Source organism: Caballeronia sp. GAWG1-1 (assembly GCF_023631465.1).
Classification (GTDB): Bacteria; Pseudomonadota; Gammaproteobacteria; order Burkholderiales; family Burkholderiaceae; genus Caballeronia.
Window position 1 is genome coordinate 1 of sequence record NZ_JALQDB010000022.1, and the last position, 10486, is coordinate 10486.

Annotated in this window: 9 protein-coding genes; 6 read left to right on the forward strand and 3 right to left on the reverse strand. The window is 61.5% G+C overall.

Features of this window, described 5'->3' with window-relative positions:
* Positions 1 to 245: 245 nt before the first annotated feature.
* A complete protein-coding gene (locus NCT03_RS13025; protein ID WP_250465888.1) occupies positions 246 to 1541 on the reverse strand; it encodes an SGNH/GDSL hydrolase family protein in 1296 nt (431 codons plus the stop codon).
* A 179-nt stretch (positions 1542 to 1720) separates the two neighbouring features.
* Here NCT03_RS13025 and NCT03_RS13030 point away from each other — a divergent pair, with 179 nt between their 5' ends.
* Complete coding sequence (locus tag NCT03_RS13030) at positions 1721 to 2899, forward strand: 50S ribosomal protein L11 methyltransferase (protein ID WP_250465890.1); 1179 nt, start codon at positions 1721 to 1723, stop codon at positions 2897 to 2899.
* Positions 2900 to 2906: 7 nt separating this feature from the next.
* On the opposite strand, the gene NCT03_RS13035 is transcribed toward NCT03_RS13030, so the two are convergent.
* The gene (locus NCT03_RS13035; protein ID WP_250465892.1) at positions 2907 to 4169 is read right to left on the reverse strand and encodes a TIGR03862 family flavoprotein; all 1263 of its coding nucleotides are present in this window, start codon (positions 4167 to 4169) and stop codon (positions 2907 to 2909) included.
* 181 nt (positions 4170 to 4350) lie between these two features.
* Here NCT03_RS13035 and NCT03_RS13040 point away from each other — a divergent pair, with 181 nt between their 5' ends.
* From NCT03_RS13040 to NCT03_RS13055, 4 genes are all read left to right on the forward strand, one after another.
* Complete coding sequence (locus NCT03_RS13040) at positions 4351 to 5820, forward strand: MFS transporter (protein ID WP_250465894.1); 1470 nt, start codon at positions 4351 to 4353, stop codon at positions 5818 to 5820.
* 166 nt (positions 5821 to 5986) lie between these two features.
* Positions 5987 to 6787, forward strand: coding sequence for a DUF1835 domain-containing protein (locus tag NCT03_RS13045; protein WP_250465895.1), 801 nt, complete (start codon positions 5987 to 5989; stop codon positions 6785 to 6787).
* A gap of 28 nt (positions 6788 to 6815) precedes the next feature.
* Positions 6816 to 7421, forward strand: coding sequence for a TetR/AcrR family transcriptional regulator (locus NCT03_RS13050; protein WP_250465897.1), 606 nt, complete (start codon positions 6816 to 6818; stop codon positions 7419 to 7421).
* A 176-nt stretch (positions 7422 to 7597) separates the two neighbouring features.
* Entirely contained in the window at positions 7598 to 8290 is a 693-nt protein-coding gene (locus NCT03_RS13055) for a GNAT family N-acetyltransferase (RefSeq protein ID WP_284503222.1), read from the forward strand.
* A 57-nt stretch (positions 8291 to 8347) separates the two neighbouring features.
* Here the strand turns inward: NCT03_RS13055 and NCT03_RS13060 are convergent, their stop codons facing one another.
* On the reverse strand, positions 8348 to 8851 hold the full coding sequence (locus tag NCT03_RS13060; protein ID WP_250465903.1) for an Lrp/AsnC family transcriptional regulator: 504 nt from the start codon (positions 8849 to 8851) through the stop codon (positions 8348 to 8350).
* A 135-nt stretch (positions 8852 to 8986) separates the two neighbouring features.
* Here NCT03_RS13060 and hppD point away from each other — a divergent pair, with 135 nt between their 5' ends.
* Complete coding sequence (gene hppD / locus NCT03_RS13065) at positions 8987 to 10090, forward strand: 4-hydroxyphenylpyruvate dioxygenase (protein ID WP_244826454.1); 1104 nt, start codon at positions 8987 to 8989, stop codon at positions 10088 to 10090.
* Positions 10091 to 10486: the final 396 nt, after the last annotated feature.

Sequence of the window (10486 nt, forward strand, 5' to 3'; positions counted from 1 at the left end):
GCCAAGCGCACCAAGCATTTTGCTCAGCACCGCTTCGTCTTGCGTCGCTGCATCCGCAGCAGAGAAACGAGATTATGAGGAATCTTTTTCTCGTTGTCAACAGCTTATTTCCGCTTTCGCATCAAAATCTGCCGACTTCGAGTCCGCCTGTTTCGCTGGCGGCTCCCGTCTTGCGACGAGGAGCGGAATATTAGGCGATGCGAACGCCGATGGCAAGACAGCGAGCCAACTTTTTTTGAAGCACCTCAATGCGCCGCTTTTGCCTGCCCAAACACCATGTCGAAGGGAACGGCTGCGGCCATCGCTGCGTAGCCGGCATCGCTTGGATGGATGTGGTCGCCGCTATCGAAACGCCGTTGCAGGACGTTCGGGCGCGCCGGATCGCGAAGCGCTTGATCGAAATCGATCACGCCATCGAACGCATGGCTCGAACGGATCGACGCGTTCACCGCCGTCCGGATGGCCTCGCGTTCCGGCGACAGCGCTGCGGGCGTGAGCGTCGCGCCGTAGATCTTGATGCCGCGCTGATGCGCCTGCGCAATCAGCCGCTGGTATCCGCGCACCAGCGCGTCGGCGTTGACTTCCGTGTGCGGCGCGTCGCAGTCGAGTCCGGCGTGCGCGGGCATCGCCGCAAAGTTGATGTCGTTGATGCCGATCAACACGATAATCGCCCGCACGCCCGGCTGACGCAGCGCGTCGCGCTCGAAACGGCTGACGAGCGCCTCTCCATAGCACGGCGAATTGCTGAGGAGCCGATTGCCGCTGATGCCCGCGTTCACTATCGCCGCCTGACCGCCACTTTTCTGCGCGACCTGTCTGGCGAGCACATCCGGCCAGCTTCGGTTGGCATTCAGCGTCGAGCGCATGCCGTCCGTGATTGAATCGCCGATTGCCACCACCGTCTGCGCGGACAGATGCTCGACCGACACATTCGTCAGCCACGCGTATTGGGTGAAGCGCGTGCGAAACGCATCGGCGGAAGCGTCGTTTGCGTGATTGCCGGGCGACGAAACGTAATTCACCTGACTCGAGACCCGATGCCACGCCACGAGTTTCTGATCCTTACCCATGAATGTGCTCACAGCGACTGGCTGGAACGCGGTGACATCGAACGCTATGGGATCGCTGGTCGCCTGGCCGCCTGGCGGAACGGTTACCGCGTTGTGTCCACCGAACGCCACTGGCTTTGCGCTACCCGCGCGGATGGCCGGACTGCTGCCGCTGACGGCATTCGAGACGCTCATCGATTCGATGACAAGCGGCTCCGTTCCATACAGATTGCTGACGCGCAGCCGAAGTCGTTTCCCGTCGAGTTGCGGATAGATCAACTGCCGAACCGTCCGCCCGCCCACTTCAGGTGCCCGGTACAGCGGCGGCAGATTGGCTAATTGGGGAATGGACTGCAAAACCGTGCCCCAGGCGCTGACCCAATGTTCATTGGCCGCGGCGTCGGCGGGTTCGGCGGCGAGCGTCTGCGGCGCGAAGGCGAATTGCGCGGCAAGCGCGGCCGCGCACAGCGAGGCAATGATTCTGAATTTCATTCGGCGATGGCGTTCCGACGAGCGCTCGATTGTGACAAAACGTGGATTGTGCCTGATCGACCGCGCCCGATTCGCCTTCAAAACTCGAAAGGTGCGACCGGCGCGAGTGAAATGGCATCAAAATGCTGCCAGTTCACTTTGCGGCCGGCAGCCGCTGGCCCGCACATCAAAAGACAACAATGCAATCTAAAAGCACGCCTCACGCCGACACTCCGCCAATCCTGCACTGGGAAGAGGACGGCGAAGAACGCTCCGCCCGCTGGCGTTCGGAAAGCAGCAACCCGGCGCCTAAGCGTATTGTCATTGGCGACGACCAGATGACGGCCGACAACGCGTATCGCCTTGCCTGCGAAGGAACCGGCATTCTTTGGCGCGGAGATTATCAAAACGCGCGGCAGTTGCTTCAGGCGATGGCGCGCCGTATCGACAACAAGCCGCGCAAGCCGAAAAAGGCGGCGGCGGAAAGGGAAAAAGCGGCGGCTGCTTCGCCGGTCGATACCTTCAATCTGCATCGTCTGGCGCAGTCGCAACGTGCGCGAACGCTGGCGATGCTGCTTCTGCCGCTAGACGAGCAGTATGCGATTCCGCTGCGCCGCGCGCCGAATGTACAGGAAGCGTGCGAAGAAGCGTACGGCGCGGCTCGTGACGCGTCGGTGGTTTCGTTGCGAGAAGTGCTCGGGCTAGTCGGCGCGCACGAGTGGCGCAAGAAAGGCGTGGATGTCGCGGCGGTGGGCGGGAAAATTCATCCCTATTACGGCGTTTTCTCGCCTGTGCGCGGCGAATACATCAACCTCGTTGCCAATCAGCCGCTTCCGTCGACTTCGCTGGCCTTCGATATCGGCACCGGTACGGGCGTTTTGGCGGCGGTGCTTGCACGGCGCGGCGTCGAACGAATCGTCGCGACGGACCTCGATCCGCGTGCGTTGGCTTGTGCACGCGAGAACATCGGGCAGCTCGGGCTGAATCGCCAAGTGAATGTGGTCGAAGCGAATCTCTTTCCTGAAGGACGCGCGCCGCTCGTCGTGTGCAATCCGCCGTGGCTGCCCGCGCGGCCGAGTTCGGCGATCGAGCACGCGATCTACGATCCCGAAAGCCGGATGCTGCGCGGCTTTCTCGATGGCCTCGCCGCGCATCTCACGCCCGGCGGCGAAGGCTGGCTGATTCTGTCCGATTTCGCCGAGCATCTCGGGCTGCGCACGCGCGCGCAGTTGCAGGAGTGGATCGACGCGGCAAAATTGAAAGTGGATGGCCGCATCGATATTCGGCCGCAGCATCCGCGTGCATTCGATAAAACCGATCCGCTGTATGCGGCGCGCTCGAAGGAAGTGACTTCGTTGTGGCGCTTGGTGGCGGCCTGAGCGCGCTTCAGCCGCGCGACGCCAGCCAAGCGAGCGCGCCTTCCCCAGCCACGAGCCCGCTCGCAAAACACGCCGTCAATAAATAACCGCCTGTCGGCGCTTCCCAGTCGAGCATTTCGCCCGCGCAGAAGACGCCGGGCAGCGCGGTAAGCATCGAGCGCTCGTCGAGCGCTTCGAACGCCACGCCGCCCGCGCTGCTGATCGCCTCGGCGATCGGACGCGGGCGTAAAACGCGCAACGGCAGCGCCTTGATGCGAGCGGCGAGCGTTTCGGGATCGCCGAAATCCGCCTTTGTCAGACATTCCCGCAGCAAGCCCGCTTTCACGCCGGTCAGATGAAGGCGGCTTTGCAAATGACTCGACAGCGAGCGCGCGCCACGAGGATGCAGCACCTCCGCACGCACCCGCTCGGCGGAAAGCTGCGGAACGAGATCGAGCAGAATGGTCGATGCTCCGCCGTCGTTTTCGGCGAGCCGATTGCGGATTGGCGCCGACAGCGCGTAAATCAGACTTCCTTCGATACCGTGGTCCGTAATCAGCGCTTCGCCGGTGCGCCAGTCGAGCCGGCCGTCCGCGCGCGCCACACCGATCGCCACCGCCTTGAGCGGTTCGCCCGCGAAGCGGCTTTGGAAATGCGGCGACCAGTCGGTATCGAAACCGCAATTGGACGGCACGAAAGGCCGCACCGGCACACCGCGCGCGGCGAGATGCGCGATTGCGCCGCCATCCGAGCCGAGTTGCGGCCAGCTCGCGCCTCCCGCTGCGAGAATCAGCGCGTCGTGACGAATGCACTTTTCCCCGTCGGGCGTCGCGAAGCGCGAGATCGAGGCGCCGTCGTCGGTGAAACCGAGCCATCGATGCCGCATGTGCAGCGTCACGCCGGACGCGCGCAGCCGATGCAGCCAGGCCCGCAGCATCGGCGCGGCCTTCATGTCGCGCGGAAAGACGCGGCCGGAACTGCCGACGAACGTTTCCACGCCAAGGCCGTGCACCCATTGGCGAAGCGCGTCGGCATCGAAGCGAGCAAGGAGTGGCGCGATTTCGGCGCTGCGCGCGCCGTAGCGGCCTAGAAACGCGTCGGCAGCTTCGGAGTGCGTCAGATTCATGCCGCCCTTGCCCGCCATCAGGAATTTGCGGCCGACCGATGGCATCGCGTCGAAGACATCCACGCGCGCGCCGCCCGCCGCGAGCGCCTCGGCGGCCATGAGCCCGGCCGGTCCGCCACCGACGACCGCGACGTTCACCGTTTCGATGTTTTCTGCAGGCGCCATGCTGAATGGAAAAAGAGAAAGAGCCGCGATTGTCGCATCCGCGCCGATGAAACTTGCAGCCTGAAAAGCCCGCCGGCGCGCGTAAGTCATTAAATAACAAAAAAGAATTTGGTCGCGGCAAGCCCTGCCAGTAGCATCGCGCGATTCGCTGCATCAACACTTTTTCACTTTCCGCCCGCTTATGTCCGTCTCACTCGCGTCCGAACGCGCTTCCGCTCCGGCCGCCGCCGATGCGCGCCCCGTCATCCGCAGCGCCGCCGATGTCTCCAGCCTCGTCAATCGTGGCGCCGCCATCGGCAGCGACGCGCGCGTGGTCGTCGCCATCGCGCTCGGCGGCATTTTCCTCGATGCCTACGATCTCGGCGCGCTCGCGTTCGGCATCAAGGACATCGCCCGTGAGTTCTCGCTGAGCCCGACGGGAACCGGTTTCGTCGCATCGGCGATCACGTTCGGCGCGATCATCGGCGCATTTCTCGGCGGCTATCTCACCGACAAGATCGGCCGATACCGCGTCTTCATGGCCGATATGTTCTTCTTTGTGATCGCGGCCATTGCTTGCGCGTTCGCGCCCAACGCGTGGGTGCTCGGCGGCGCGCGCTTCGTGATGGGGCTGGGCGTCGGCATCGATCTTCCGGTGGCAATGGCCTTTCTCGCCGAATTTTCGCGTCTGCAAGGCCGTGGCAACAAGGCCGCGCGCGTCGCCATGTGGTGTCCAACGTGGTACGCCGCGATCAGCGTGTCCTATCTGCTGGTGCTCGGTTTGTACGCGGTGCTGCCGGCGCATCACGCAGGCTTGCTGTGGCGGCTGATTCTCGGCTTCGGCGCTGTGCCGGCCATTCTCATCATCGCAATTCGCAGCCGTTACATGAGCGAGTCGCCCGTGTGGGCCGCGAATCAGGGCGATCTAAAGGGCGCCGCCGAGATTCTCAAACGTTCGTATGGCGTCGAGGTTCGCGTCGAAGCGGCTGCGTCGACCGTTCCGAAGGCGCGCAAGGCGACGTGGAGCAACTACGGCGCGCTTCTGCGCGGCGTGTATTTACGCAGAACCGTGCTCGCGACCGTCATTGCGATTGCATCGTCCTTCGCCTACAACGCGGTCGCGTTCGGCTTGCCGGTGATCATTTCGAGCTTCCTCGCGCAGTCGATGCTCACCACGATCCTCGCCTCGCTCGCGCTCAATCTGCTGTTCGCGTTCGCGGGCGGCCTGTTCTCCGTGCGCACCGTGCCGAAGTACGGCGCGTGGAATCTGACCGTGATCGGCTACGCGTTTCAGTTGGTGGCGCTCGTCGGGCTCGCTGTCGTCGGCAAACCGGCAACCGGTGCGCAGGTGGCGATCGCGATCGCGCTGCTCGCCGCGTTCCTGCTCGGCCAGGGCGTCGGACCAGGCTCGCACAGCATGACGTTTGCGTCGCTGAGTTATCCGACGTCATTGCGCGGCGTGGGCGTCGGCTTCAATCAGACGTTGATGCGCGCTAGTTCCACCGTGTCCCTGTTCCTGTTTCCGGTGCTGTCGGCGGCGCTGGGCACGAAGGTGTTCTGGATCATCGCGGTTGCGCCGCTTCTCGGCTTGATTGCGCTGTTCGCGGTGCACTGGGAACCGTCCGGCTACGACGTCGATGCCGAGGATTTCACCGCCAGCGGCACGCGGTAAGGCGTCTTTCGGCTAGAACGGCGTGGCCTCGCGGTCGCGCCGTTCGCGCTTCTGAAATGGTTTGCCGAAGCGCGCCAGCCCACAGCCGGTCGCAAATCGATTCGCGTAGACTGATTGCTGCTCGTCCGAGCGGCAAAACGCGAGTCCTTCTGGCAAATCCACAACAATGACCACGATCCACGTCACCAATGGCGACAGCGCGGCCCTGTCTCTCACCGAAGCGCTTCGACTAGCCGACCGTCCAGACCGTGTCATCCCTCTGCGCGACGATCTCGCGGTCGGCCCGCTCAGAGACGCCGACGACACTTCGCTCACGCGCGCAGCGTTTTGGCGTCAAGTGCTCACCAGCACGAATGAATTCGAGGACGAGCTCGAAGCGCAGCAGGCGCTCTTGACACGCCTCGTGCGCGGCGACGCGCAGATTGTCGTGTGGCACGGACAGAGTGCGGCCGACCAGCTCACCTTGCGGCGCGTCGCCTACCATCTGCGCAACGTGCCGCAACGTCTTAACGAGGCGAAGCTCAACTACGACGACCTGCCGATCGAAGCATCCGACGCGCATTCAGATCCGCTCCGGCGTGCCGATCGCGCGACCGCTGTCGGCATGTTTTCACCTGGACAGTTGCTAAAGAAGTTGCCGAGCGCCGCGCCGATTTCGGTGCTGCGCATTAGCCGGCTGGCGCTCGAATGGCAGGAGGCGAAGCATGCGAGCGCGGAGACACGTCGGCTGCGCGACAACATGCTGGTTTCGGGAAGCTGGTTCGACGTCGACGAAGCCCTGCTCGACCTAGCCAGCCCCGAATGGCAGCCCGCGCGGCGGATCGCCGGTGGCGCAATGGCGCGCCGCTTCGATTTCCTTCTCAGCGATTCGATCGCTTTCTGGCGATGCCGCGAACTCGTCACGGCGGGGCGGCTTAAAATACGCGGCACGCCGTCGGATATCGTGCAGGCCGAATTGCGGCGCTAAAACCGACAAGAACGCATCTTCCGACCCAATGGCCCGAACCAAAGCGCCCGATCACGAGACGCAACGCGAGCAGATTCTGGAGCTTGCCGCCGCGAAATTTGCGCAGACGAGTTACCCCAGCACGTCGATGGCCGACTTGGCAGCCGCGAGCGGCACGTCGAAAGCGCGCCTCTATCATTATTACGAGAGCAAGGAAGCGATTCTTTTCGATCTGCTCGACCGCTACACCAAGCGGCTGATGCTGATCATCGCGGAAGTGGAAGCCGCGAGCCAGCGACGCGGACTGGGCGAGCGCGAGGCTTTCGCTGAACTGGTGCGGGCGTTCCTTGCCGAATACGAGACCTCTCATAGCCGGCACGTCGCGCTATTGAACGACGTCAAATATCTGGAAGACGTGCAGCGCGAGATCGTGCTGGATCGCCAGCGGGATATCGTCGCTGCGTTCGCGCGGCAACTGGCGCGCGCGTACCCGAAGCGCGTGACGAGAGAAAACCAAACCGCGCTGACCATGATGGTTTTCGGCATGATCAACTGGACTTTCACGTGGCTCAAACCGGGCGGCAGGCTCGGATATCGTGAGTTCGGCGAGCAAGTCGTCGCGATGATCGAAAACGGCCTGAACACCGAAGCCTGAGCGATATTGCGTTGCAGCAATGAAGCTGTTGCACGCTGACACACTCTATAAGTCATTGATTTATATAGAATACAAACGTTTTCCGTAGCTATTTAGAACGTCTCCTCCAGCTTTGATTAAGGGTTTTCCCGTACCCGCTTTCCTCGATTGGGCTAAAATTGTTTTTGCTGTGCAACATGCCCGCATCACCGAGGAGAATCATCGTGGAATTGAACATCGACCGCACTGCCGCGCAGATAGTCGCTAGCGATCCGCTGCCTGCATCCGCGCGTCTGCCGGTTCTGGTCCGCGAGTTGTCGTCGGCTGATCGCGAACGGCTGCAGACACACTTCCTCGCGCTCGATGAAGACGACCGACTGCTGCGTTTCGGGCAGATCGTGCCGGATCACGTCATCGAAAATTACGTTCGCAACATCAACTTTGCTAACGACACCGTTTTTGGCGTGTTCGACAACGCGCTGCAGTTGATCGGCGTCGGCCATCTGGCCTATCTTCCAGTCGATGGCGAAAAGCGTACCGCCGAGTTCGGCGTCTCGGTTCTCGAAAGCGCGCGTGGCCGGGGCATCGGCACCAAAATGTTCGAGCGCGCCGCCATGCGCAGCCGCAATTCGAAAGTCTCGCAGCTCTACATGCATTGTTTGTCGCGCAACAAGACCATGATGCACATCGCCCGGAAATCGGGGATGAAGATCGAATACGCATATGGCGAAGCGGACGCGTATCTCTCGCTCGCGCCCGCCGATCAAGGCAGCATCATGGCCGAGATGCTTCAGGAACAGGCCGCCGTCTTCGATTACGCGATCAAACGGCAGGCCCATCGGGCGTCGAAGGTTTTTCAGGCGTTCATGCCTGCGGCAACCGTGGCCTGAATCGCAGTCCACGTATCTCACCAAAGAAAGGGCGGCTCTGACCGCCCTTTCTTCATTTCAACGCAACGGCAGCGCCGTCGTGTCCTTGATTCGTTCGAGCGAGAAACTCGAACGCACGTCGATCACCGAAGGATGGTGCAGCAGTCGTTCCTGCATGAAGCGCGAAAAGTGCTCCATGTCGCGTACCTGAACGCGCAGCAGAAAGTCCATTTCGCCAGTCATCGCGTCGCACGCGACGACTTCGTCCCACGCGCGCACCGCGTCGCGAAACAGATCGGCATGCGTTGGCGGATTCTGCGACCCGGCCGCGAGTGGAACGCCGCCGCGTTTTTCCAGTCGCACGTTGATGTAGGCGAGCAGCCCAAGCCCGAGCTTTTTCGCGTCGAGCAGCGCGACGTAGCCGCGAATCACGCCAAGTTCTTCCAGGCGCCGAATGCGCCGCAAGCACGGACTCGGTGACAAACTGACTCTATCCGCGATTTCCTGATTCGAAAGCCGGCCGTTTTCCTGAAGGATCGCGAGAATCTTCCTGTCGATGGTGTCGAGTTCTATTCCAGGCACGTTCTGGCTCGTTTGAGGCGCGATACGGCAGGTTGTTGCGCAATTCTAGAAACACGCGATTTGTTTCGCAAGCTTTTGCTGCTCCAGCTTGACTAGACTGTCTCGATATCGAAACGAACATCAGGAGACACGCGCATGACCGCATCGACTTGGGAAAATCCCGTTGGCACCGACGGCTTCGAATTCATCGAATACACCGCGCCCGATCCCGTCGCGCTCGGCAAACTGTTCGAGCAAATGGGTTTCACCGCCATTGCGCGGCACCGTCACAAGGACGTGACGCTTTACCGGCAAGGCGAAATCAATTTCATCGTCAATGCAGAGCCGGATTCGTTCGCGCAGCGCTTTGCGCGTCTGCACGGCCCGTCGATTTGCGCCATCGCATTCCGCGTCGCCGATGCCGCTCAAGCCTACAAACGCGCGCTGGACTTGGGCGCGTGGGGCTTCGACAACAAGAACGGCCCGATGGAATTGAACATTCCGGCGATCAAGGGAATCGGCGATTCGCTGATCTACTTCGTCGATCGCTGGCGCGGCAAAAACGGCGCGCAGCCGGGCAGCATCGGCGACATCAGCATTTACGACGTCGATTTCGAGCCAATTCCCGGCGCTTCGCCGAATCCGGTTGGCAACGGCCTCACGTATATCGATCACCTCACGCATAACGTGCATCGCGGCCGGATGGTCGAATGGGCCGAGTTTTACGAGCGGCTTTTCAATTTCCGCGAAGCGCGTTATTTCGACATCGAAGGGAAAGTGACGGCGGTCAAGTCCAAGGCGATGAGCTCGCCCTGCGGCAAGATCCGTATTCCGATCAACGAAGAAGGTTCGGAAAATGCCGGCCAGATTCAGGAATATCTGGACGCGTATCGCGGCGAAGGCATTCAGCACATCGCGCTCGGGACGGACGACATCTACAACACGGTCGACGGCCTTCGCGCGTCGAAAATCGCGCTTCTCGATACCATCGACACTTACTATGAACTCGTGGACCGGCGCGTGCCGGACCACGGCGAATCGGTCGCGGAACTAAAGAAGCGCAAGATTTTGATCGACGGTGTGCACGACGAAATCCTGCTGCAAATCTTCACCGAGAACCAGATCGGGCCGATTTTCTTCGAGATCATTCAGCGCAAGGGCAATCAGGGCTTCGGTGAAGGCAACTTCAAGGCGCTGTTCGAATCGATCGAACTGGATCAGATGCGCCGTGGCGTGCTCAAAGACACGACCGCCAACTAGTAACCAGCGTAAGCGCTAAAAGAAAAGGGACATGACCACTCAGGTTCATGTCCCTTCTTCTTTTCCGCGGTTCGTTCGACAACGCCGAGCCGCAAAGAATAGAGCGATTGGCTTTATGCGGCCGTGTCGTCGCTGCGTTCGGATTTACGGCGCATGCCGGCGCCGGTTTGTGCCGACGGCACGCGGACTTGCGAAATTCGCGGAACGGGCGATGCCGCATTTTGCGGCGCATTCGCACGCGCACCGCCAATCGGTGCGTTGATAGCGAAAAAGGCCGCCGAGACCATTAAAAAGCTCTGGATGTGACCTTGCTTCATTTTTTATTGACTCCTTCTGACTGCGATTTACGGCACTTGCAACGACCGCCGCATTCCTTCCGGAATGGCGCGCATTCCC

Bases quoted from the DNA above. Each gene is read 5' to 3' on its own strand.
- NCT03_RS13025 (WP_250465888.1), bottom strand. From the start codon at position 1,541: ATGAAATTCAGAATCATTGCCTCGCTGTGCGCGGCCGCGCTTGCCGCG.
- NCT03_RS13030 (WP_250465890.1), top strand. From the start codon at position 1,721: ATGCAATCTAAAAGCACGCCTCACGCCGACACTCCGCCAATCCTGCAC.
- NCT03_RS13035 (WP_250465892.1), bottom strand. From the start codon at position 4,169: ATGGCGCCTGCAGAAAACATCGAAACGGTGAACGTCGCGGTCGTCGGT.
- NCT03_RS13040 (WP_250465894.1), top strand. From the start codon at position 4,351: ATGTCCGTCTCACTCGCGTCCGAACGCGCTTCCGCTCCGGCCGCCGCC.
- NCT03_RS13045 (WP_250465895.1), top strand. From the start codon at position 5,987: ATGACCACGATCCACGTCACCAATGGCGACAGCGCGGCCCTGTCTCTC.
- NCT03_RS13050 (WP_250465897.1), top strand. From the start codon at position 6,816: ATGGCCCGAACCAAAGCGCCCGATCACGAGACGCAACGCGAGCAGATT.
- NCT03_RS13055 (WP_284503222.1), top strand. From the start codon at position 7,598: ATGCCCGCATCACCGAGGAGAATCATCGTGGAATTGAACATCGACCGC.
- hppD (WP_244826454.1), top strand. From the start codon at position 8,987: ATGACCGCATCGACTTGGGAAAATCCCGTTGGCACCGACGGCTTCGAA.